We start from the raw sequence: 24,318 nt of genomic DNA on the forward strand, positions 1-24,318 counted from the left end.
AAATTCAATATAAGCCTCAGCCTTCAGATTTTTGAGCTGCGCGAATTTTATCTTTAGTGTCTCTGTCGTTTGCGCTATCGTCTGTAGCCAAAGCCGCAACAAACGCTTCTTGCGGAACCTCAACGTGCCCAAGCATCTTCATGCGCTTCTTACCAGCCTTTTGCTTTTCCAAAAGCTTGCGCTTACGCGTAATATCGCCGCCGTAGCACTTAGCGAGCACGTCTTTTCTAAGCGCACTAATTGTTTCGCGCGCAATAATACGCGAGCCAATCGCAGCCTGAATTGGAATCTCAAACTGCTGGCGAGGAATAAGCCCGCGAAGCTTCTTTGTCATCATAACGCCGTAAGAATATGCCTTATCTCGGTGAACAATCGCGCTAAAAGCGTCGACCTTATCTCCCTGAATAAGAATATCTACCTTAACAAGATCTGCAGCCTGCTCGCCATCTTCGTGGTAATCCAGCGAAGCGTAGCCTTTTGTGCGGCTTTTAAGCTGATCGAAGAAGTCAAAAACAATTTCCGCAAGAGGAATTCTGTAGTGCATTTCCACGCGATCGGCACTGATGTATTCCATTGTGCCCATTTCTCCGCGATGATCTTGGCACAAATCCATAATCGCGCCAATAAAATCTTTTGGAGCAATAATGTCGGCAGCAACCATTGGCTCAATAATGCGCTTGATTTTGCCTTCTGGAAACTCGCTAGGATTAGTCACATGATGCTCACTGCCGTCTTCGCTTGTAACGTCATAAGTTACGTTTGGAGCGGTAGAAATAAGATCCAAGCCAAACTCGCGACTTAAGCGCTCGGAAACAATCTCCATGTGCAAAAGACCTAAGAATCCGCAGCGGAAGCCAAAGCCCAATGCAACGGACGTTTCTGGCTCGTAAATAAGAGCAGCATCGTTAAGTTTTAGCTTATCTAGCGCATCTCTAAGCTCTGGGAATTGCGCGTTATCGATTGAGAATAAACCAGCGTAAACCATAGGCTTAGGGTCTCTGTAACCCTCCAAAGGCTCAGATGCAGGATGCGCAGCACTAGTAATTGTGTCGCCAACTTTAGATTGGCTAACGTCTTTTGCGCCTGTAATTACGTAGCCAACTTCCCCCGCTCCAAGCGCTTTTGTTGGAGTCATATCTGGGCTAATAACGCCGATTTCAATAGGATCGTGCGTCATGCCAATGCCCATCATGTGAAGCTTTTCACGCGATTTAAGCTCGCCATCCACCATACGAATATAGGTGACAATTCCGCGATAAGAGTCGTAGACGGAGTCAAAAATAAGTGCACGAGCAGCGGCATTAGGATTTCCACTAGGAGCTGGCACTTCCAGCACGATTTGGTCGAGAAGATCTTTTACGCCTTCGCCAGTTTTGCCAGAAACGCGCAAAACATCGCTAGGCTTGCATCCAATTAAGCCAGCAATCTCTTCTGCATGCTTGTCTGGCTCCGCACTAGGCAAATCTATTTTGTTTAACACAGGAATAATCGTTAAATCATGTTCGATTGCCATATAAAGGTTGGAAAGCGTCTGCGCTTCAATTCCCTGCGTTGCATCCACAAGCAAAACCGCACCCTCGCAAGCTGCAAGCGCACGCGAAACTTCGTACGTAAAATCAACGTGACCTGGAGTATCAATCATTCCAAGCGAGTACTCTTTGCCGTCAAAAACCCAAGGAACTCGAACAGCCTGCGATTTAATAGTAATTCCGCGCTCTTGCTCAATATCCATGCGGTCCAAAAATCGGTCTCGCATCTCGCGCTCTGGCACAATTCCCGAAAGCTGCAAAATGCGATCCGCTACAGTAGACTTGCCGTGATCTATATGCGCAATAATGCAGAAGTTGCGTATCAGCGATTGATCCGTAAATCCTGGCTGGTTATGCGGTGTAATCAAAGCAAATATCTCCTTTAAATAAAATCGACTAGGCATTAAACCTGCAATTAATCAATGGTAGCAACTCGACTACCCAGAGGACTTATCCATAAACCATGCTATGCTTGCTCACTGTATGTCCTTAGTATAGCAAACGTCGTTTGGAGTAATAGTGGCAAACATTAAGTCGCAGAAAAAGCGCGTGCTCACCAATGAAAAGGCACACAAGCGTAACGTGGCAGTAAAGTCTGCTTTGAAGACTGCTATCCGCGCTACTCGCGAAGCCATTTCCGCTGGTGACAAGGCTGCTGCACAGGCTGCTTTTGCAGTGGCCTCTCAGAAGCTCGATAAGGCTGCAGGCCGTGGCGTGATTCACAAGAATCAGGCTGCAAACCGCAAGTCTGGTCTTGCTGTAGCAATCAACGCTCTTTAATATCGCATAATTGCGAATTGATTAGAGTTTAAAAAATCCCCGCTACCATTTAATTTCATTTGGCAACGGGGATTTTTGTATTCACAAAACAGTGCAAAAACTCACGAGCTAACGTGCATATTAAACTGAATATCTCCATAATTAGGCGTATGTATGCCAACGCCAAAGGCGATTATAGAGCCAAATGAATCTTTAACAATCGACTCAACAGTAAGCGCTGGCGTTTTTGGCTCAACATGCAAAAATTCAGACATATCGTCGCATAACTGTTCAACGCGAATTAATAAATCATTTTCGTAAAGCTTTACAGCATAATCACTTTCCAAGAAATTCACTATTGATTGCTTAGAAAAATCGATATTCAAAACCTTAGGGAATCTAGATGCCGAAAGATAAACAACAATATAACTTGATAAAACGTTATCAACGTATTTTAATCTTTTTATGCAAATCAAGTCTTCTGATTCGTCTAGTCCAAGTTTTTGCGCAGCCGACTCGTCTTTAACAATGCTGTTTTGAATAACCTTAATTCGCACGTTTGCATTATCTTCGGAATAATTCTGATAGAACCCTTGAATCTGATCCGAAATAACTTCTCGATTAGAACTATGAACAATATTTTCTGCTCTAAAAGTTCCTTTTCCTTGGATTCTAACGAGCAAGCCTTCTAGAATCAAACTATCTACTGCATGCCTAAGCGTTATTCGACTAACATTGTATTGCTTGCACAATTCCAATTCTGTAGGGAGCTGCTCCTGCGGCTGCATTAAGTCAATGCGCTTTCTAAGGTTATCGCGCACTGCTATATATTTAGGTACACCTTCGGTCAAAATTCACTCTCCAACCAGAATGTTTAAAAAAGCGTTGTAAGAATTGCCTAAAATCATGATTTAAAGACAATAACCCCAAAACAATAATCCCAAGACAATGACTATAAGACAATGACTCTAAGACAATTCTTACAAAACTGCTTTTTGACTATATATCAAATCTATATTATCAGCCTATTAGGTCAATATAAATTCGACGCGCCAGAAGCAAATTGATTACTACTTGCGATTCAACTTTTTGTTTTCTAAACGAGTCAACATTATTGACGACGCATAGAAAAGAACGTAGAAAATGGCAATTGCAACAATAATCAAAATTCTTCCGCCCGCAACGTTTGAATAGCCAAGTATTACGCCTGCCGCACCGAAGTCGGCGTCGGAATAGGTTGAATTTGCAGAGCCAATATGCCCCAAAACAGGCAAAAGAAGCAAAGGCAAGAATGTAATAACAAGGCCATTAACAAAACCGCCTATAATGCATCCTCTTCTACCTGCCTGACCATTGCTAAATACGCCAGTAACGCCACCAGCCATAAAGTGCGCAACAATTCCAGGAATAACAACCGTTGTGCCAGCTAAAGCCATAATAACCATTCCAACGATTCCGCCAGCAAAGCTTGCTAAGAATCCAATAAGAACGGCGTTTGGAGCAAAACCAAAGGTCATAGGGGCATCCAGTGCTGGCTTAGCATTTTTAACCAATTTTTCGGATATTCCCTTAAATGCTGGAACAATCTCATCTAAAACAACCTGAACGCCTGCAAGGATAACAAAAACACCTGCAGAGAACATTGCTGCTTTAAGAATAACGAACACAATAAAGTTCTGGCCGCCAGAAAGCTTTGACTCAATAAACTCAGGGCCTGCAAAAAGAGCAACCACAACGTAAATAATGGCCATTGAAAGCGCAATCAAAACCGTAGTGTCTTTTAAGAATCCAAAGGCAGACGGGAACTTAATATCTTCGGTAGACTTAGACGGATGCTTTTTAGAACGCGTAAGCTTTGCAACTAAAGTTCCAATAAGAACACCACTGCTAGCTGGGTGACCAAGTGCTACGTCATCTTCGCCAGAAGCTTTACGCATAAACGACTGCACCAACGCTGGAGAAATCGTAATGAATAAGCCCTGTGCAAGAGAGCCGAAAATAATAACGGCTAAAGTGTTAAAACCTGCAACATTGAAGATTACTGCAATCATGCTAGCCATGTAGAAAGCAACATGACCAGTTAGATAAATGAATTTAAAACGAGATGTTAGGGAAAGTATAATGTTTACAATCATTCCAAAGAAGAAGATGAGAGCAGATTCCGAGCCGTACTTTAAAAGAACGGTTCCAATAATCGCCTCATTATTTGGAACTACACCTTGAACGTGGAAAGCATATTGGAACATGCTTCCAAACGGATCAAGCGCTTGAGTTACAACGCCAGAGCCTGCAGCCAAAACCAAAAATCCAACCATTGTGCGAATCGAACCTTGCACAATGTTAGAAAAACTTTTGCCTTGAACTGCAAGTCCAATCAAAGAAATCATTGCAACTATTACAGCTGGTTGACGGAAAACATCGAGCAGTATAGAAAGAATACCGTTCACAGTTCTCTCCTTATTTTGTATGTTAATATTTTTAGACGCATTTTGGCATGAAACGAAAATTACAAGAGAGATAGTGTAATTAACTAAGTCAAACCAGAATGCCCGAATTTATTTGATTCAAAAGTCATAATAATAGATAAGCCAAGACATAAATTTGTTATAATGTTATATTGAATTTTTGCTGATTTTCAGGCCAATCACAAATAAAATGAAAATTATTACGTATAATCACGATTTAACAGAAAATAATATAACAAAATCGCATATAAAGTGAAAATTTCTGGTTTTTCATTGAGCAATAACATAAAAATATGTGAAAATAATCACAATAATTGTGCTAAAAGACACGCCAGAACACACGCCAGAAACTACTCAATAATCCAGGCCAAACCAATCAAAACAGCTAAGAAAAGAAGATTCACAATTGTGTACATAAGCAAGTAGCGACCCTTATTATGAGGATACTTATGCGTAATGCTCTTGTACGAAATCAAAGACGCCATAGACGCAATAAGCGTTCCCATGCCGCCAAGATTAGTGCCAATAATAAGCATCTTCCATTGGTCGCAGAATCCAGAAAGCAAAATAGTTGTTGGAACGTTACTAATCATTTGACTAGAAACAACCGAAACTTCCATAGGGTGAGAACCAACCCACATTTGCGCAATCTCGGTAAATCCAGGAACCCTGCGCATGTTTCCAATAAAAATGAAGAACATTATAAACGTAAGAGGCAAAGCCCAATCCAAAGCACGGAACACATGCGAATCGCAAACAATAAAGGCAATAACAACTGCCAAAACCATAATCCAGTCTGGAATCCAGCCAGCTACTCCACACAAGCACAAAATAAACAAAAGACTGTAAACAATAACTCGCCATTGAGTAAAGCCAACGCCATAGCCCATAACGCGAATCTCGTCTGGCTTAGGCGATTGAGCGTGCGGAGCCAAAACGCCCTGCTCAATGTCGTCTCCGTGCAAGCCTGCAAACTGATCTACTTTTCTAGAACTAAAGAACACAAACGCAAACGCAATCATAAGAATCGCAGCAGTAAGCGTGTACGGAGCCATAATAGAAAGAAAATCGTACGTAGACATTTTAGTAAGCGCTTTAAGATACAAATTGTGCGCATTGCCAATAGGAGTTAGCATACTGCCTACGTTTGCACCAATAGTCATTAAGGTAACAACAAGAATCGCATGCTTTTCGGCATTTGCCATCATTAAAACAGAAAGCGCAAAAGGAACAAAGGTTACAAGTGCAACATCGTTAGTAATAAGCATTGCCGAGAAAAACGTTAGAGACATAAGAACCAGAACTAATCCGCGCTCAGTTCTAACTCTTCTAAGAAGATTTGCGCCAATGCTTCTAAAAACGCCTATTCGCTGGAATCCGCAAACAACCATCATTAAGCAAACAAGCTGAGAAATAGTGTTTACGTGAATATAGCTAAAATATTGTGCATCGGGCGGAACAAAAAAGCAAGAAATAACAGCTAAAACGGCGGCAACAATAAGGATGGTCTCACATTTGACCAGATTCAGAAGCCAACGCCTCATCGTTCCTCCGTAACAAAAATACACAACTTATAAAATTGTATAAGAGACCCAATCCAAAGGGACAAAAATTCCCGACAAAATCGTTGAAATAACAAGGCATATAGGCTCAAAAGTGCTTTAGTTTTGCCATAAAGCGAATAGGTAAAAATCCGCCCATTTTTATGACACGCGCAAAATGCACATGTCTTGCATGTCTATATTATAAATGGAAAAGAAGTCGCAAGGCTAACAATCATATTAAGCACAAAGCGAGAAACGCAATTATGACAAATAAAGAATCGCAAACTCAAAAACCAACAAGCCATAAAAGAAACACAGCAGACTTAATCGTAGAATGCCTTGTAAACGAAGGTGTTGAGGTTGTTTTTGGAATTCCAGGCGAAGAAAACATTCCGCTTTTAGAGGCAATTGAGCGAAATGGAAACATACACTTTGTGCTCACTCGCCACGAGCAAGGCGCTGGATTTATGGCCGCAACTTATGCGCATATTACTGGAAAGCCAGGCGTATGCTTGGCAACGCTGGGGCCTGGAGCGCTAAATCTTACACTTCCTGTAGCTCAAGCCAATGCAAGCACAACTCCGCTTGTTGCAATATGCGCTCAAGGAAACGTTTCTAGACTTTACAAGGAATCTCACCAAATCATTGATTTAGTAGCATTATTCCAGCCAATTACTCAATGGTCTTCTATGATGCTTGCCCCAAGCACAGCTCCAGAAATCGTAAGAAAAGCTTTCTCAATCGCTCAAAGAAAGCGCCCAGGAGCAACCTGCCTTGTTATTCCAGAAGATATTAGCGAAATGAGTGTGCCAGAAGATGCAAAGCCACTTCCGCTTCCAAAGCCGTTACATATTCTTCCAGCTCCAGACACAATTTACGAAGCTGCTAAAATAATTAGCCAAGCAAAAAGGCCGATTATTCTTGCAGGAAACGGCGTTGCAAGAAGCCACGCTCAAGAACAGCTTCTAGATTTTGCAGAACAGCTTAATGTTCCAGTTGCAACAACGTTTGAAGGCAAAGGTGTGTTCCCAGATAATCACCCGAATGCTCTTGGCGTAGTTGGGTTTATGCATAGAGATTATGAGAACTTTGCTTTCGATACAGCAGATTTGATTATTGCTGTAGGATTCTCAATTCAGCAATTTGACCCTAAGAAGATTAATCCAAATATTGACAAGACGATTATTCACATAAACACATTTGTTGAAGACACAGACGCTCACTACCCTACTGCGCTAAACATTATGGCAGATATTGGCCAAACGCTTAAAGCGCTTACGAGCGTGCTTAAAGATAGAAACGTTACTTTTGACGTAACTCACCCAAAGATTCGTCAAATGATTACAGACGAGTTGCGTTCGTTTGAAAACGATAATAGCATTCCTATGAAGCCTCAGCGCGTTGTTTACGATACTCGTCGTGCTGTTGCAGAAGGAACTAAGGTTCTTGTAGATACTGGCGCACTAAAAATGTGGATGGCAAGGCTTTACCCAACAATGCATCCAAATACGTGCATTATAGATAACAGTCTTTCTACAATGGCCTGGACTTTGCCTGGAGCTGTTGGAGCATCGTTTATTAAAGATAATAGTGGAAAAATCAACACAAAGCCTGTTCTTGCTGTTATGGGCGACGGCAGCTTTATGATGAACGTTCAAGAGATTGAAACCGCTGTTCGCGTTGGTTCTAGAATGGTGGTTTTGGTTTGGGAAGACAACGCGTACGGTTTGATTAAGTGGAAGATGGACTTGCACGCTGGAGAACACGAATACGTTGATTTTACTAATCCAGATGTTCCAAAGTTGGCGGAAAGCTTTGGCGCAAGAGGCCACGTTGTACAAAAGCCAGAAGACTTATACAACATGCTTAAAGAGGCTTTGGCTCAAGAAAGCGGTGTTGACGTTATATCTTGCCCAGTGGATTATAGCGAAAACATGAAGCTTATTGAAAAGCTTGGAGACATTGACTTTGGCAACTAAAGTATGTTGTAGATTGGTAAAAACAATTTTTGCTAATCTACAACATGCAAAGTACGATAAATGTAATTTTTATATTTTTCGGGATTAAGCCTACTACATATTTCAACATTCGGAGTTTTACCAGAGAAGAAATTAGCATCAACAAGAACTGAGCCATAACTTGGTCCAGGAGTTGCATCAACTTGGCAATAATATTTTGTGCACTCGCTTATACATTCAGGATATAACGCAGCGGCAACAGCAGATGGATCAGCCATATCTAGATAAGCATCCCCAAAACGGCTAACATTCATTTCCATTAATTCCCTATTACAATCAATAGCGAACTTACCGAGTTCTCCACTTTTGCGAATATTAGCAATTTCTTGTGGATTCAGCATACATTCTCCCAAGCATGCGTCCCATCCAACAAACATAATATTTTTAAGACCAGAATCAACTAATATCTTTGCAGCTTCTGCATCTTGCCAAATATTGAATTCTGCTACAGGAGAAACATTTCCACGGCCTAAACCAGCAGATCCCATAACGACTATGCGACCAACTTTTTTCATCGCTTCATAATCAACCTTAATAGCTAGAGCAATGTTAGTTAATGGCCCTAATGCAATAATGTCTATTTCACCATCTTCACTATTTCTTAAAGTTTCAATCATTTTCAAAACAGCATTACCATTACTTTCTTTCAACCGATGAGGCACTAGACCAATATCACCCATTCCATCTCTACCATGAGTTTCATGAGCATAAGCCAAATCGCGTAACAGCATGCTTCTACTTCCTTTATATACAGGTGGCTCATATGAACCAGCATGCTCGATAGTAGTAAGCGTATTAATAGTCGCTTGTTCCATGCACACGTTTCCTGATACAGTGCAAAACATTAATATCTCATATCTAGGATCATTCAAAGCCATGGCAATTGCCATAGCATCATCCGAACCACAATCTGTATCTATTATTATTTTCTTTTTAGAATCAATTTCTTTATTTTCCATAAACTCTCAACATCCTATCAATTAATAGAAACTGTAGTTTCAGATGTAACGTGAATGCGCAATGAGCATAGCTGAAAAGGACGTAATTCTATATTTAACGCGTCATTATTCTTGCGCAAAGCTGCAGGCATACCGTGCAACACGGGCATTTCCATAAGATCCACCTCTTCAATCGAAGCCGCACGCAAGATTTTATTGAGTTTTATTTGCCCACTTGCGCAGCCACCAGCTGGCTCGTAAATACGCAAGATTATATCTCCAGAACAATCGTCAGCTAGCTTAACCCAATCTAATGCAATTAAACCTGAGTTTCTATGAATCGTAAACAGCGAATCTACATCTGGAAGCTTATCAATAATTGGCGAATTCAAAAGATCAGCTGTACTTAAAACTGAATCCATATTTGCATCAGCAATAAATGACCAAGTAAATTCGTGCTTACCTTGATCCGTATTTGGATCTGGGTAAAGAGGTGCAGAAAGCAAAGATAATCTAAGCATAGTTCCACAAGATGAAGAATAATCGCCAATCAGCTCAGCATCAGCGCCATAAGTAGACGAATTTACAACAGCAACAGCATAAGAGGAATCTTCTATGCGAACAAACCTATGCGTGCATGATTCAAACTTTGCATCATCACTACGAGTATTTTTTACTATTGGCCTTTCAACTAAACCATATTGACACTCATATTGCGCATTATTTGAACATATAGATGTTGGCATATCTACTTTCAAAAATTGCTCTTTAGCTTTCCAATCAACTTGCGCATGAAAATCAAGTCGTTTAACACACGGCTCTAAAACTATATTTGTTTTAATCTTTATATCTTTTTTACATGCCAAGATTTCAACAGACACACCGCCCGATAAAAGTTCTTTAACACAAACAATTGAAGAATCATCAATCTTACGATTCCTCATAAATGCATCTCGCTCAATATCCCATGCATCCCATTGATACGGCTCATCTTTTAATATCTCATATTGAGCCATGCGATAACCAGATGGAATTAGCTCGCGATTAAATTTAATATCTTTAACAGAAGATACTGTGCCATCGCGTTCAATAGTCACACTTAAAACACTATTATTAAGAATTATTCCACCATCATTTTTGTGTTTTACAGTTGTTTTACTATTTTTACTGCTTTCATTGCATTGATATAAATTCCAAGCAACATCATTTTTACCCGTATAAGTCAATAACTTTACATTTTCACGCATATTAATCGCGCTAATAGTGCCAGTCGCGCTGTTAGCTTTTACAATCGCATTAGCAATATTTGAAATGATTTTACGCAAACAAGAAATATCTCTAGCATATTCTTCTCTAGCTTGTCTATGAACCCATGCAATAGCAGAGCCTGGAAGAATATCGTGGAACTGGTTCAATAATAAAGTCTTCCAAATTTTAGTAAGCTCATTGCTATTAAAACGGTATTCTGGCGCATAAACTCGGGCTAAAACAGCAAGATATTCAGCCACACGCAACAATGATTCCTCCATGCGGCAATAGCGCTTCATATCTTGCTGAGAAGTAAGAGTTTTCCTGTGCAACTCTAGATAAAGCTCACCCTTAAACACTGGTGTATCACCATTTGAATCGTCAACAATATCTTTTCGTATTTTTTCAAACAACTCATCAGGAGTGCCGAAATCAATTCTAGGAGCCCCCTCTAAATTGCAATCACGCCTAATACGAGCAGTCATCTCGCGAGTAGGCCCGCCACCGCCATCGCCAAAACCGTATAGCAATATTGCGTGATCAGATAAATCTTTATCCAAAAAATTGCGTTGAGAATAAACTAACTCATGCATGCTCACAGATGAAGCATAAGTATTAGATGGAGGAAAATGAGCCAAAATCCTAGAACCATCTATTCCTTCCCAAAGGAAAGAATGATGTGGGAATTTAGTGGTATCGTTCCAAGAAATCTTTTGAGTTAAGAACCAATCAAAACCAGCGCGGCGAGCGATTTGAGGCAATGCGCCAGTGTAACCAAAACTGTCTGGAAGCCAAATGCCATGCGGATCGGCGCCAAGATGCTCCTTAAAATAGCGCTTACCAAAAGTCATTTGGCGAATTAAAGATTCACCGCATGGCATCATTACATCAGACTCAACCCACATACCACCAACGGGTATAAAACGTCCTTCCTTAATCCTCTTTTTCATACGCTCAAACAAATCGGGATGCTCGTTTTCTAGCCACTCGTATTGTTGAGCAGAACTCATAGCATAAGTAAAATCAGGGTCCTCATCCATAAGAGCTAAAACGTTAGATATTGTGCGCGCAACCTTTCTATGAGTTTCGCGCACAGGCCATTGCCAAGCAGAATCAATATGAGCATGCCCAACAGCCGTATGCTTTATAGAGCTTGCTGCAGCAGGGCGGCTTAATACATCATGCAACTCTTTACGAGCATTTTGAACGGTAGAAAAATCATGCTCATCATATGCATTTAAGGAACGCTGTAAAGCTTTAGCCAGTTTCCAATAACGCGGATTATCATCGCTTAATTCGCGCATCAAAGAACTTACAGTTTCAAGATCCATGTAATAATCAAAAATATTACGATTAAAAACAGTAACGTCAACATACTTCAACATATATTGACATTCAGTTTTTCCAGTAGCACACTCTCCTAAATCAGTAGGAGAAAATGGAGTAGATCCTTCAACAAATGGATTGTCTGCAGCTTCTAAATATAAAGTAAAATTACCATTTTCATCAATACTAGTCGAACGATTATTATGTTCATCAATCAACGGAACCCAATGATTACAAGGGTTTACAGCTTTGATAACTCTTCCGTCAATGTTATACACTAATCCTTCTGCCTGAAAACCAGGGAAAAGATTGCTAATCCAACCTAAATCAACATTTAGCTCAACTTTGTGCCCTTTTACCTTTGAAAAATCAATCGACCCTGTAACTTCAAACCACGTTGTGCCCCAAGTTGTTCCCCAAACACCTGGAACATTAAATGAGCGAAACACAATATCGTTTCTTTTTAGCTTAGAGAAGAATTCGCCAGAAGAAATAGGTTCTCCAGCAATCTCATATGCTCGAATTTTACAGTGCGATAAAACAGTATTTATATACGGATATAGGCGTTGTTGCATAACTCTTGTACAGCGATTCAACTGCTGATCAGGTAATAAAAACATTGTTTCTACACTTCTTTCTTACATAGCTACACATTTATATATAAATCGCGTATCTCGGTATATAAAGACAAAACAAGTAATTGATACATCTTATAGAATTTGCGACTGAAGATTTTTGCGTGCAGATTCTAATCTAGTAATCTGCCCTAAAAGATTGAGCTTTTCGCTTCCATTTTCTAGTTTGCTCATTTTAAGCTTAAGAGCGCCGATTTTACGCATAAAACCAACATCTAAAAGCTTAATAAGCAGCTCGTTTGCATACTTTTGCTCCTCTTCGCTAGGAACTCGCAAAAGGTCGGATGGAGATTCGCTTGTAGAAACACCACTCGAATCGTAAGCAGCCGAAGAGCCAACTGCAGAAGACGCACTCAAGCCTTTATTAGAAGACAATGGAAGAGGCATTACCGAAAGCTGGTTAATAACTCCTTCTAACAATGGGCCTGCAGCCTTAGTAATAGTGTGCAGCCAAAGACCTTGGCTAATATTTGTGCTAGGCAAGCCTCCAGCTGCAACAAATGCTTGGAAAAGCGTTCTAAAAACTGGCGTAATAAAATTATTCAAAGTAAGTTGAGCAAAAAGCTGGCCGCTAAACGCTAGAGGCGACTGCATAAGAACAGACATAAACTGCTGCTCGCACATAAACACAGAATCATCAACCTTGTAATAGCTTTGATTCTTGTACGCGCTTCTAAGCATGGCATTTTTGTTAGCAGCAGCGTTCATATTGGTGTTTGCGTTGGCGCTAGCGGTGGAATTTCTAAGCATTGCTGATTGCGCAAAGTCGCTTGAGTAAGACCTGGAATAAGCGTCTTCGTCTACAACGTGCAATCGTCTTCTAGCAGACTCCACCTCCTTACGCATAACGTCTAAATCAACACCAATATTTCTAACGGCTTTTCTAGTGTACAAATCAAGTAAAGACCTATCTCGAATTTGTGCAACAAGAGGAGCAACAGCCTTAACAGCGCCCATCTTTCCAGCTATAAACGACGTGTCAAAACGACGAATAACAGTGTCGATCACAAAATCGTAAAGCGGGTTGGCGCGTGCAATTAAAGAGCGAACGGCCTCGTCGCCACGCTGAATACGCAAGTCGCAAGGGTCTAAGTTGTTATCTGCAACAGCAACAAAAGTCTGTGTTAAAAACGCTGAATCTAAGCCAAAAGCGTGCAGAGCAGCTTTTTGACCAGCAGCATCTCCATCAAAAGTAAAAACAATACGCGAACTAACTTGCTGACCTTCTACTTTTACAGGCCCCACAAGCTGAATCGCTCCCAAAGAATCGTCTGCAATAAGACGACGAATAATCTTTGCATGTTCCGCACCAAAAGCAGTTCCGCAAGTTGCAACAGCTGTATCTACACCAGCTAAATGGCAAGCCATAACGTCTGTGTAGCCTTCCACAATCACAACTTGACGCTTTTTAACAATATTCGATTTAGCAATGTCAATTCCGTAAAGAACCTGCGTTTTTCGGTACAACACGGTATCTGGAGTGTTAATGTACTTTGCGCTAATGGAATCGTCGTCGTAAAGCTTTCTAGCGCCAAAGCCCAAAGTACGGCCTGTAGAATCTCGAATAGGCCACGTTAATCGGCCGCGGAAGTAATCGTAAATCCCGCGCTGACCTTGGCGTGCCAATCCTGCATCCAACAATTCCTGACGAGTAAAACCCTTATTAGACAAGTAGCGAACAAGATTATCCCAGCCGTTAGGCGCGTATCCGCAACCAAAACGCTCGCACTGCGCTTGAGTAAAATTGCGCCCTGCAAGCAAACTACGCGCTGGAGCTGCTTCTTTAGAGTTGATTTGAGACGCAAAGAAAAGCTGAGCTTCTTCGTTTGCTTCTATAAGACGAGCACGCTTGGAACCTTTGTGAGAATTATCTTTGCCTTCTTGTGATTGGTCATAATGAACTTCAATGTGGTATCGGTCTGCCAGCAGCTCTACTGCCTCGCGAAAATCAATGTTTTCTTTTTGCTCAACATATTTAAAAACGTCTCCGCCAGCACCGCAGCCAAAGCAATGCCAAACACCTAAACCTGGACGAACGCTAAAGCTAGGCGTTTTTTCATCGTGAAACGGGCAAAGCCCCACAAAAGTACCCGTTCCAGAAGGCTTAAGCGTAACAGTTGCAGATACAATATCGTACAAATCTGCAGCCGCGCGTACGCGTTCAACGTCTTCCTTTACAATCATTCCAGCCATAATCTCTAGCTTATCGCAAACCAGCGGCTATAAAACACTCGCGCAAATAGACGCAGATTTAGCACAAAGCGGCATGAAGAGCTGTAGCAGATCCATCTGTAAGACTTGCCACCTGATCAATAGCAACCCTTAAACGCTCATCTTCGCTAGAGCAAGCGTTCCAATCACTTATAAACACAGATTCCATAGCATCGTGCGCTCGCGGAGATTTGCTCATAAAAACCTCCACCAAATCAGTTAGGATTTTTTGCTCACGCCTATAAAACTCGCGCTCCCTAGGCTGGATTATAAAATGCACAGCCAAACTTTTTAGAACGATTATCTCGTAAGATGTTTCTGGCGGAATAACAATGTTTGCACGGTAGCGTATTAAAGCGCCGTTGCCGTATTTTTCTCGAGTTGCGCGCTCAACAGAGCTTGCAAACCTGCCGATTAAAGCGCTAGTAATGTTCTTTAAGTGTGCAAGCGATCTTCTAGAACCATCAAACGAATCTGGGAACATATTGCGAGCGCGTAAACGCTTAAAAGCAGCTAAAAGATTATCCGCATCCCACTGAGTTCCGTACCAATTATGAGCTTCTTGAATAACCTGATCTGCAACATTTGAATCCGAAACAAGCTCTGGATTAAAAGCTCCCGTAACAATTGCATCTTCAATATCGTGAACACTGTATGCAATGTCGTCAGAAAGATCCATAATCTGGCACTCAATAGGCTTCGATTCGCGCGGAGAGCCAGTTTTTAGCCAATTAAAAACTTCCCTGTCGTCTGGGTAAACGCAGAATTTTAAATCGCGTTCGCCTTTATCGTGCGCTTTTGCTTCATCAAGACCCCAAGGATATTTAACGGCTGCATCTAATGCTGCACGCGTAAGATTTACGCCTGCACTAGCGCCATTTTCTCTAAAAACTTTAGGCTCTAAACGTGTTAAAAGCCTAAGAGTTTGTGCGTTTCCTTCGAATCCGCCAATGTTGCTGGCGATTTTTGCAAGCGCGCGCTCGCCATTATGCCCAAAAGGCGGGTGACCCAAGTCGTGAGACAAACATGCACAATCTACAACGTCTGGGTCTGCTCCAAGCATCGAAGCAATCTGCCTGCCAATTTGCGCAACTTCTAATGTGTGCGTTAATCGCGTGCGAGCAAAATCGTCGGAGCCTGCTACAAGTACCTGACTTTTTGCACCAAGTCTTCTAAGCGCCGAAGAGTGGATGATTCTGGCTCTATCTCGCTCAAATGGCGTGCGAGCGCGCGTGTGGTGAGGCTCGCTTGCCCAACGCTCTGTATCGTGCAAATCGTATTCTCCAACAACTTCGTTATCGGAATCAATAACATCATCGCACATTAAAAACCTCCTCCACTAATCGCTAAATCGCTAAATCAAGCTCTTTTGGTCTAACATTTTTATGTCTTCTTTTGGCAGAACTTCGTAAGCATTTTTATACAATCGAGGAACTCTAGGGCCAATCCCCGTCATAATCTCGTAGCTTATTGTTCCTGCGGCTGCTGCCCAATCGTCTGCTGTTGGCTCCGCATATTCTAAGCCTCTTCCTGGGCCAAAAAGCCTGACTGTGTCTCCTTCTTTAACTCCAAGATCTTTAGCACTGCCATTTAAGTCAACAATAAACTGATCCATGCAAACGCGCCCCGAAACATGCAAAAGCAAAGGGCCATTTTTAGTTTCAAATCGAACTGGACCTCCAGGCTTATTAACATGCCTTGATCCTTGCATATCGAATCCGCTAGAAGCACGCAAAATGCCATCCGCATACCCGAGTGGAACTATTGCTGTGCTTGTATTGTCTGGCGTTAAATACGTGCGGCCGTACGAAATTCCATGCCCCGCTTCTACAGATTTAACTGTTCCTAGCTGCGCTTGCAAAGTCATAGCTGGACGCAAATCGTAAGTTTGAGGCGCTCCCATAACGGGGTCTGGCTCATATCCGTACAATCCAATTCCTGGGCGAACAAGCTCAAATCGTATTTCTGGCCTGTTAAGAGTTGCAGCCGTATTAGCTAAATGGCGGATTTTAGGCTCCAAACCAGCCTCGCGCATTCTTTGAGTAAAATCGTGGAATTGCTCAATTTGCCTATCTGTAGACGCCACAAACTCTGGAACATCTGGGCAATCAGCAACAGCCAAATGACTCCACTGGCCAATAACCTCAATTAATCCTTGACTAGAATATTCACTAAGTTTTTTTAAAGCATCACTAAAGCCAGCAGGCGTAAAACCGTTTCTGCCAAATCCTGTATCTACCTTAACGTGCACGCGAGCGGTAGCGCCAAGCGATTTAGCGGCGAGCGCAACAGCGTCAATTGAATCCAGCGAGCCAACAGAAATATCAATATCCGCGTTTATTAAATCTGCAAAAAGAGACGTTGGAGCACTGGTAAGCCACGTAAGAATACGGCATCTGCTTGAGTCAATTCCACATTTACGAAGTCGCAAAGCCTCGTAAGGCTGAGCTGTACCAAGCCAAGTCGCTCCCCCTGCAAGAGCTGCAAGGGCGCTAGGAATAAGCCCGTGACCATAAGCGTCTGCTTTAACAACTCCCATAACTGCTGGCGATTTTTGCCCAGGCTTCAAATCTTTAGAAACACGCTCAACAAGAGTTCGCATATTATCTCTTAGCGCTTTTAAATCTACGATTACCTGCCCCGGGTATGTGCTTAAGGCGCGAGCATAGTTTTCTTGCAAAATCGCTTGTATACTCGAATTTTTACACATATCTTGCGCCTTTACTTTTAGTTTTAGTTTTACGTTTACTTTTATATCTACTATATATGCAAGTATTTTTGACTTACATTTCAATACTGCTAATACTTCTAATACCGTATTACATGATTATGCGAGCGCAACCATTGATACGCGATTCTAGTTGCACTATGCGCGCGATTTGGAATTACAACAAGACCACACTTGCTAAAGCCTTCTCGCAAAATAACTTTTTGCATAATCAAGTTGTCGGGATGAGTGTCGATTCTAACATTAGAGTAGTTGCTCTTGGCCCATTTTAAACACTCTCTTGCCATTTTTGGCTTGACTCCCGAAGATGCAAGTCTATGGATTGTAACGTATGGCAAAACGTCATCTAGCCACGCTCCGTCAATCTTTGCGTAGACTTCATCAGTCCCTTCGCACAGTGCAAATTGTGCCAAAATGCGCTCTTCTCCAAAGTCTGGGTCCGTGTCTACAAGAAGATTAAAACGGTTCAAACGAATATCTTCTATAACACTAGATGTTAGAGGAAAACGATCTCCCCATTGATGAGGATTGCCATTATTTGCCATAAACACTCTTGCTCTCTTATAAATATTTTCAATATCTTTTAGATCGCTAAGAGTTGCTTTCCTCAATCTTATTTCACACATACACCCCCCTATGCTTAGAATATGGCGATTTTACAGTATTACACAAGCAACGCAGCAAATCACACAATCTTGCGCTCAAAAGGATCGGAGCTAATGCCCTTATCTAAAATATCTTTGCACCATTGACGCGCTCCAAACAAGCTGTGGTCGCGGTAGTTTCCGCAAGACTCAATTGTTGTAGCTGGAACATCTTCCCAAGTAGCTTTATACGCAATAAACTCAAGCGATTCCTTTAGTGCGCGCGCAACATCTTCCGTGCTATGCGTACCCCAAGTTAAAAGGTGGAATCCTGTACGGCAGCCAAACGGAGAGCAATCAATGTAGCCTTCAATGCGCTGGCGCAAAAGAACAGCAATCGTGTGCTCAATCGTATGCAAAGCTCCCGTAGGAATAGCCTCTTGGTTAGGCTGAGTTAGGCGAATATCGTAGTTGGAAATAACATCTCCATTAGGGCCTTTTTGCGTATCGATATAGCGAACATAAGGAGCCTTAACCTTAGTGTGATCAAGCTCAAAGCTTTCTGGGCGAGGTGTTGGCTGGTTGTTTTGATTTTCGCTCATTTTATCCATCCTAACTTGTATTCCATGCGCAAAATATATGCGCAAAATCCATGCGTAAATAACGATTACTAAATAATATTAGACGCTATTGTTACCAAACACACATAAAATACATAAAATACGTAAAATACATAAAAGCGAATTTAAAATGTTTTTTATTTGCCACAAATGATTACAAAGTAGCAGCATCAATAAGCTCGCGAGTGTAACTGTGTTTTGGATTAGTCAAGATTTGGCTTACAGGACCCGACTCAACAACAGCGCCATCTTTTAGAACAACAACGCTAGACGCTAAGTGCTGAATCATACCAAGATCGTGGCTAACAAAAATGCAAGCCATACTAGGGCGTTCTACGCGAATCTTAGCAAAAGCATCTAGGATTCTAGTGCGCTCTGCAACATCGATTGCGCTCATTGGCTCGTCTGCAATTAAAACTCTAGGATTATTGATTAACGCACGCGCAATTGCAACGCATTGAGCTTGACCACCAGAAAGCTGGCAAGGGTACCTTAAAGCAAAAATGCTAGGGTCTAATCCAACCAGATTCAAAGCATCAAAAACCCTGGAATTAACGGCTTCTTCGCTAATGTGCTCGCTTTTACGCCATATTTCAAGCGGCTCAGCAACGCTTTTTTTAACTTGCCAACGAGGGTCTAAAGCGGCAAAAGGATGCTGAAACACAAGCGAACATTGTTTTCGCATATTTACATAAGCAGAGTCTTTTAAGCTTGATTTTCTAGCATTTTCAACGGTTTCAACCGATTTTCCGCAGTATTCTATACTCCCCTGGCGTATTTCTTGCAATCCAAGCAAAGACCTAATCAAAGTTGTTTTACCACTTCCAGATCCGCCAATTAATGCTAAAGACTCGCCAACTCTAAGATTAAAGTCAACGCCTTTTAATGCTTCGACGCGAGTCTTTGCGCTTCCTAAAACAACATGAACGTTTTTAGCTTTAAAAATGCAATCATCTTTAGAAGAATCGCTTTTATCTAAATCGCTTTTACCTAAATCGCTTTTATTACTGAGACTTAAATCATTGTTATAAGAACTCGAAGAATTTTTACTAAGACTTAAGGCGCGAGCTGCAAAAACAAGCTTTCGAGTTGAATCAATCTTAGGATTCTCTAGCAAATCGCCAACACGCGCACTATCAACTAATCGCCCAGAATCCAAAACGTAACAACGCGTAGCAGCGCTAGAAAGCACAGAAAAATCGTGAGTAACAAAAAGCATTGAAGCGCCCATATTGTCAACTAAAGATGTGAGCATTTTTACAACATCTTTTTGCGTAACAGAATCAAGAGCAGTGGTTGGCTCGTCTGCAAGAATCAACTTAGGGCATGTTATAAGAGCTGTAGCAATGCCAACTCGCTGCATTTGCCCGCCCGAAAGCTCAAAAGTACGCTTATTTAAAACATTGGCACCTAAACCAACTTTTTCAAGCATGACTTTAACGCGATTTTGAATATCGTCTTCGTCTAAATTGTAATGAAGCCTAAGAGGTAACGCGATTTGCTCGCTAACACTCATAACGGGGTTAAGAGCGCGATCCGCTTGCTGAAAAACAACGCCAACATACTTGCCGCGAATACGCGCAAGCGCAGAATCACTAGCACCAACAGTTTGGGCATTGCCAACATGGCAAGAGCCAGTAATCTTGCAATTAGACGGCACTAGGCCAATCGCAGCTCTTAAAAGCATTGATTTACCAGAGCCAGAAGATCCAACTAATCCAACGCGCTCGCCATCTTTAACGTTAAGCGAAACATTACTTAAAATGCGCGAAGATCCAATGCTAAGTGATAATCCTTTTATATCAAGACTCATTCTTAGACTCCCTATTTGCTGGATTTGTAGCACTTCTTAAAACGTCGCCAAAAAGATTAAGAGACAAAACTGTTAATGTAACAATAAGACCAGGCCAGAGAGCTGCAAGAGGATAAACGTGAATCAAAGTAACCGAAGTAGAAAGCACACGACCCCAGCTCGGCACTCCCGAAGGAACGCCAACACCAAGATAAGTCAATCCGCTTTCCGCCAAAATAACAGTTCCTGCAGAAAGCGAAAGCTGAACGGAAGCGATTGGCAAAATATTAGGAAAAACATGCTTTAAAAGAACGTAGCTTCTGCTAGCGCCATTAGAAACAGCACAATCAACGTAGTTGGACTTAAGAACAAGAACAGCACTTGGATGCAAAATACGCGCAAGATTTAAGCCATAGCCAAATCCACATGCAAGCATGATTACAAGAACGGATGCCCCAAGAGGCACAGCAAGCATAAGAGCAATCAAAACCGTTGGAATAGAGATTAAGGCATCCACAGCCATAATGCTTACGGAACGAATTTTTTGAACACGGCAAATCGTAAAGCTTAAAATCACAAACCCAACAACGCTTGCAATCGCAACCGTTGAAATAACAAGCAAAATCTCTACTCTAGAACCAGCCATAAGCCAACTAAGCATATCAGCACCAGTGCCGTCTGTGCCAAGCCAATGCTTTAGAGAAGGCTTTTGCCATACCTGGTAGCCGTTTGTTTCTAGAAGAGAGTAGGGCGTCCACACAAAAGAAAGTGCGGCTACAAAAATCCACAAGCCCAAAACAATGCACACGAATTTTCCAATAACTCCGCTCCAAATGCGGCTTAAAAACTTAATCATTGCTTGAATTGCCCCCACTTAAATCACTCCCCACTTGAATCTTGGCTAAGCCTTGAATCTAGCAAACGATGCAAAACGTCAATCGCAAAACCAACAAGCAAGAACAATGCAGAAAGCATAAAAAGATTGCCCTGAACAGATATAAGATCACGCAAACCAACATCGCGCACAAGACCCATGCCCATTCCAGGAAGAGAAAACAGATTTTCAATAACCATTACGCCCATAATCATGTGCGCAAAAGTCAAGCCGATTACAGACACAAGCTGCGGCAAGGCTAATCGCAAGCCAACGCGCCAAATCATCTGCTTTTTAGTCATTCCGCAAGCCAAAGATTGCAAAGCAATATCACTATTAGAAATCTGCTCTAACGAGGCCGCCGTGTATCGCATAAAACCAGATCCAACAATAATTCCCACTGTTAATGCTGGAAGAATCAAAGACGAAAATGCGCTAGCAAAATCACACCAGCCATCTGTTGGAAAACCTTGAGTAGGGAAAATGCCAACCAATCCAATGCCTTTGCCAAAAATCATGATTAAAAGCATTCCGCCCCAAAGAGCAGGAATGGATCCGCCTGCAATTGCGCAAAAGCGCAAAAATCCTTGCAAAGACTTGCCAGAATACAAAACTTGCAAACATCCCAGCGGAATGCCTATTGCGAGCGCAATCAAAAGTCCAAGAAAAATAAGAGGGAATGTTATGCTAGCGCGCATAGCAATCGTAGACGCAACAGAACGACCCGTAAGCATTGAAACACCAAAGTCGCCTTTAAAAACGCCAAAAATCCACTCTAAATATTGCATTAAAAGGGGCTTGTTTAAGCCTAAATCGTGCCTTAACTGCTCAACTTTTCCAGCTGGCGCATTTAAGCCTGCCATAACTTGAGCAACGTCTCCAGGTAAAACCCTAAGAGCAAGAAATACGATTGCAGAAATAAACAACAAAGCAGCAAAAAACAGCGCAATGCGTCTAAGAATCATGCGCTTCATACAAACCCCTTACTTAATTTAATATTCCCGAGAATTTCCGCACTAACTCCGCTTTTTGTAGCTCTACACACCATTTTGAGCTACAAAACCCGTCAAATCGTTCGCGCGTTACAGCGCGCTCACGTCTTCGCCGCGCAGAAGCAGTGCTTCTGCCTCGAGCGGCTCAGCGCTCCGAATTACCTTCGCGCGCTACGCTTTAAGCGCGAAGGCAGGTCGTCGCGCCTGCTTTTGTTCCCAAAATCGCCAAATACGTAAACAAACGTGGGGAAAAAGAAACAAACTCGGGAAATTTAGAGCAAATCACTTAAGTCGCAAGTCGTATAGCGGCAAAAGAACCTGATTAATGTCAAAAGGCATTCCATCAAGATTCTTTACCTTCGCCGTCACAACTTTGTAGTTAAGCAACCAATCGGCTGGAGCATCCTGGCTAATTATTCGCGCAGCTTTAGCAAGAAGTTTGTTAGACTCCTTAGGATTTGCACAAAGCATAGCCTTAGCATACAAATCTTGAACCTGCTTATTGTTGTAACCGTAGTAATACTTAGGGTCTGCCCACTGGCCAAAATCGTGACTTTCGTTGTGATCTACCATAGACAAATCGTAGTTTTTATTGGTATAAACATCGTGCAGCCAAGTTGTAAACTCAACAACATTAACCTTTAAATCAATGCCAATCTGCTTTAGCTGAGACCTAAGCTGTTCGCCAAGTTGTGTTCCATAGATATTTGGATAAGTAAGCGAAAGATGCAAAGGATTTTCCTCACTAAAACCAGCTTCCTTCATTAACGACTTAGCGCGCTTAACGTTATGCGGGTAAAGATTAGTTAAATCTTCATAGCCTGGATCCAAAGAAGGAATTGGGCCGCCAAGCAAAGCATCTGTGCCTCCTCGCGAAGCAATGATTTGCTTATGATCAATGGCATACCTAATCGCTTGGCGAACACGCTTATCTTTAGTGCGCTCCCCATTCATGTTCATAGCAAGTACAAACTTATCTGTGGTGTTCCCCGCTTTAACAACATATTTCTTTGAATTCGCCTTAAAAGGCTTAGCAAGCTGACCACTAATAGGCGCCAAAGCCTGAACTGCGCCCGAAGAAAGCGCGTCCACAGCCGCAACATCGTCTACAAAATAGCGAACAACAACTTTTGACGTTTTTGCCTTATTAGCGCCCTTATAGCGCGGATTTGCCTTTAACACAACACGGTCATTTGGCACGAACTTTTCTACCAGATATGGGCCAGAGCCAACAGCCTGAGTTTTAGCATTGTAATCTGCAAGCTTATCGAAGACTAAGCCAGCTCTAGAGCTCAACGCCCACAAGAGCTTTGCATTTGCTTCTTTAAGTCTGATTTCAAACGTGTAATCGCCTTTTGCCTTAGCAGATTCAACATTTCCAACCATGTTTGAACCGCGATACTTCTTTGCAATAAGCTCATTAAAAGACCACTCAGCATCTTTAGCGGTAAGCTTGTGGCCATTAGAGAACACAAGGCCTTTACGCATGTTAAAAGTGTACTTTAATCCGTCTTTGCTTATTTCCCAACTCTTTGCAAGGGAAGGAACAACCTGATTCTTAGCGTTTCTAGCTACAAGACCTTCGTACACGTTTCCAATCAGCAGCTGCTCTAAAGCAGAGCCAGATTGGTTACGAATATCAAGATTTGTAGGAGCAAGCTTTAAGCCGATTGACACGGTTTTATTTGACACTTGCGCAGAAGATGTTTGACTTGCAGAATTTTTTTGCGGACCTGTAAACGTTGCAATAATCGCGCTAACTACTGCGATTACTACGACTGCTACAGAAACAAGCCAGAATTTTCCTAAACCGCGCTTATTAGTGTTATGCACACTTTTAGACGCAGCGTTAAGAGAAGCATCTGTGCTAGAGCCAAACTGCAATTCTTCTGCATTTTCTTGCCCAGAGAATTCTTTGGTCACATCTTTAGAGTATGCGCCATTCTTGGGTTCTTTGTTATCCATTCATCAAACCTTTCTGGATTGAATTAGATACATACCTGTTCAATTTTTAAGCTCGTTGCTTAGAAAAGCTGCACTTTTGCAGCACAAGTC

At 41.9% G+C, this 24,318-nt stretch carries 17 protein-coding genes; 2 read left to right on the forward strand and 15 right to left on the reverse strand.

The annotated features are described in order from the left end of the window. Positions 1-16: 16 nt before the first annotated feature. Positions 17-1,897, reverse strand: coding sequence for a translation elongation factor 4 (gene lepA, locus ACZ0NX_RS01385; protein WP_464405093.1), 1,881 nt, complete (start codon positions 1,895-1,897; stop codon positions 17-19). 151 nt (positions 1,898-2,048) lie between these two features. On the opposite strand from lepA, the gene rpsT reads away from it, so the two are divergent. Then, positions 2,049-2,309 (forward strand): 30S ribosomal protein S20, encoded by a 261-nt coding sequence (gene rpsT / locus ACZ0NX_RS01390; protein ID WP_004130697.1) that lies wholly within the window; start codon positions 2,049-2,051, stop codon positions 2,307-2,309. A 101-nt stretch (positions 2,310-2,410) separates the two neighbouring features. On the opposite strand, the gene ACZ0NX_RS01395 is transcribed toward rpsT, so the two are convergent. The 3 genes from ACZ0NX_RS01395 to ACZ0NX_RS01405 all read right to left on the reverse strand — a co-directional run bounded on the left by ACZ0NX_RS01395 (position 2,411) and on the right by ACZ0NX_RS01405 (position 6,297). Beyond that, positions 2,411-3,139 carry a GntR family transcriptional regulator gene (locus ACZ0NX_RS01395; protein ID WP_464405095.1) on the reverse strand — a complete coding sequence of 243 codons (729 nt, stop codon included), beginning with the start codon at positions 3,137-3,139 and terminating at the stop codon, positions 2,411-2,413. 219 nt (positions 3,140-3,358) lie between these two features. Beyond that, positions 3,359-4,735 carry a PTS ascorbate transporter subunit IIC gene (locus tag ACZ0NX_RS01400; RefSeq protein ID WP_415689653.1) on the reverse strand — a complete coding sequence of 459 codons (1,377 nt, stop codon included), beginning with the start codon at positions 4,733-4,735 and terminating at the stop codon, positions 3,359-3,361. Positions 4,736-5,103: 368 nt separating this feature from the next. Beyond that, entirely contained in the window at positions 5,104-6,297 is a 1,194-nt protein-coding gene (locus tag ACZ0NX_RS01405; protein WP_464405097.1) for an SLC13 family permease, read from the reverse strand. A gap of 263 nt (positions 6,298-6,560) precedes the next feature. Between ACZ0NX_RS01405 and ACZ0NX_RS01410 the strand changes: the two genes are divergently transcribed. Beyond that, positions 6,561-8,276: an acetolactate synthase large subunit gene (locus ACZ0NX_RS01410; protein WP_464405099.1), complete on the forward strand. Its 1,716-nt coding sequence runs from the start codon at positions 6,561-6,563 to the stop codon at positions 8,274-8,276. Positions 8,277-8,308: 32 nt separating this feature from the next. Here the strand turns inward: ACZ0NX_RS01410 and ACZ0NX_RS01415 are convergent, their stop codons facing one another. The 11 genes from ACZ0NX_RS01415 to ACZ0NX_RS01465 all read right to left on the reverse strand — a co-directional run bounded on the left by ACZ0NX_RS01415 (position 8,309) and on the right by ACZ0NX_RS01465 (position 24,228). Next, positions 8,309-9,274: a nucleoside hydrolase gene (locus tag ACZ0NX_RS01415; RefSeq protein WP_464405101.1), complete on the reverse strand. Its 966-nt coding sequence runs from the start codon at positions 9,272-9,274 to the stop codon at positions 8,309-8,311. Between the two features lie 17 nt (positions 9,275-9,291). After that, positions 9,292-12,447: an alpha-mannosidase gene (locus ACZ0NX_RS01420; RefSeq protein WP_464405103.1), complete on the reverse strand. Its 3,156-nt coding sequence runs from the start codon at positions 12,445-12,447 to the stop codon at positions 9,292-9,294. Between the two features lie 90 nt (positions 12,448-12,537). Then, positions 12,538-14,655 carry a DNA primase gene (gene dnaG, locus ACZ0NX_RS01425; RefSeq protein WP_464405105.1) on the reverse strand — a complete coding sequence of 706 codons (2,118 nt, stop codon included), beginning with the start codon at positions 14,653-14,655 and terminating at the stop codon, positions 12,538-12,540. Positions 14,656-14,713: 58 nt separating this feature from the next. Beyond that, a complete protein-coding gene (locus ACZ0NX_RS01430; protein WP_060786784.1) occupies positions 14,714-15,997 on the reverse strand; it encodes a deoxyguanosinetriphosphate triphosphohydrolase in 1,284 nt (427 codons plus the stop codon). A 30-nt stretch (positions 15,998-16,027) separates the two neighbouring features. Continuing rightward, the gene (gene alr, locus ACZ0NX_RS01435) at positions 16,028-17,383 is read right to left on the reverse strand and encodes an alanine racemase (protein ID WP_464405107.1); all 1,356 of its coding nucleotides are present in this window, start codon (positions 17,381-17,383) and stop codon (positions 16,028-16,030) included. A gap of 98 nt (positions 17,384-17,481) precedes the next feature. Further along, a complete protein-coding gene (locus ACZ0NX_RS01440; protein WP_060786786.1) occupies positions 17,482-18,027 on the reverse strand; it encodes a histone acetyltransferase in 546 nt (181 codons plus the stop codon). 59 nt (positions 18,028-18,086) lie between these two features. Further along, positions 18,087-18,587, reverse strand: a complete 501-nt coding sequence (locus ACZ0NX_RS01445; RefSeq protein WP_004113527.1) for an S-ribosylhomocysteine lyase — start codon at positions 18,585-18,587, stop codon at positions 18,087-18,089. 172 nt (positions 18,588-18,759) lie between these two features. After that, a complete protein-coding gene (locus ACZ0NX_RS01450) occupies positions 18,760-20,418 on the reverse strand; it encodes an ABC transporter ATP-binding protein (protein ID WP_464405109.1) in 1,659 nt (552 codons plus the stop codon). Next, entirely contained in the window at positions 20,408-21,253 is an 846-nt protein-coding gene (locus ACZ0NX_RS01455; RefSeq protein WP_060786811.1) for an ABC transporter permease, read from the reverse strand. Before ACZ0NX_RS01455 ends, ACZ0NX_RS01450 begins: the two co-directional genes overlap by 11 nt. A gap of 23 nt (positions 21,254-21,276) precedes the next feature. Further along, complete coding sequence (locus ACZ0NX_RS01460; protein ID WP_464405111.1) at positions 21,277-22,245, reverse strand: ABC transporter permease; 969 nt, start codon at positions 22,243-22,245, stop codon at positions 21,277-21,279. A 300-nt stretch (positions 22,246-22,545) separates the two neighbouring features. Next, positions 22,546-24,228, reverse strand: a complete 1,683-nt coding sequence (locus ACZ0NX_RS01465) for an ABC transporter substrate-binding protein (protein ID WP_060786789.1) — start codon at positions 24,226-24,228, stop codon at positions 22,546-22,548. Positions 24,229-24,318: the final 90 nt, after the last annotated feature.

This window comes from Gardnerella rara, from assembly GCF_055452355.1.

Coding starts and splice junctions, on each gene's coding strand:
- ACZ0NX_RS01465 (WP_060786789.1), bottom strand. CDS start 24,228: ATGGATAACAAAGAACCCAAGAATGGCGCATACTCTAAAGATGTGACC.
- dnaG (WP_464405105.1), bottom strand. CDS start 14,655: ATGGCTGGAATGATTGTAAAGGAAGACGTTGAACGCGTACGCGCGGCT.
- ACZ0NX_RS01460 (WP_464405111.1), bottom strand. CDS start 22,245: ATGAAGCGCATGATTCTTAGACGCATTGCGCTGTTTTTTGCTGCTTTG.
- ACZ0NX_RS01440 (WP_060786786.1), bottom strand. CDS start 18,027: ATGTGTGAAATAAGATTGAGGAAAGCAACTCTTAGCGATCTAAAAGAT.
- alr (WP_464405107.1), bottom strand. CDS start 17,383: ATGTGTAAAAATTCGAGTATACAAGCGATTTTGCAAGAAAACTATGCT.
- ACZ0NX_RS01445 (WP_004113527.1), bottom strand. CDS start 18,587: ATGAGCGAAAATCAAAACAACCAGCCAACACCTCGCCCAGAAAGCTTT.
- ACZ0NX_RS01420 (WP_464405103.1), bottom strand. CDS start 12,447: ATGTTTTTATTACCTGATCAGCAGTTGAATCGCTGTACAAGAGTTATG.
- ACZ0NX_RS01415 (WP_464405101.1), bottom strand. CDS start 9,274: ATGGAAAATAAAGAAATTGATTCTAAAAAGAAAATAATAATAGATACA.
- ACZ0NX_RS01430 (WP_060786784.1), bottom strand. CDS start 15,997: ATGTGCGATGATGTTATTGATTCCGATAACGAAGTTGTTGGAGAATAC.
- ACZ0NX_RS01405 (WP_464405097.1), bottom strand. CDS start 6,297: ATGAGGCGTTGGCTTCTGAATCTGGTCAAATGTGAGACCATCCTTATT.
- ACZ0NX_RS01410 (WP_464405099.1), top strand. CDS start 6,561: ATGACAAATAAAGAATCGCAAACTCAAAAACCAACAAGCCATAAAAGA.
- ACZ0NX_RS01455 (WP_060786811.1), bottom strand. CDS start 21,253: ATGATTAAGTTTTTAAGCCGCATTTGGAGCGGAGTTATTGGAAAATTC.
- ACZ0NX_RS01450 (WP_464405109.1), bottom strand. CDS start 20,418: ATGAGTCTTGATATAAAAGGATTATCACTTAGCATTGGATCTTCGCGC.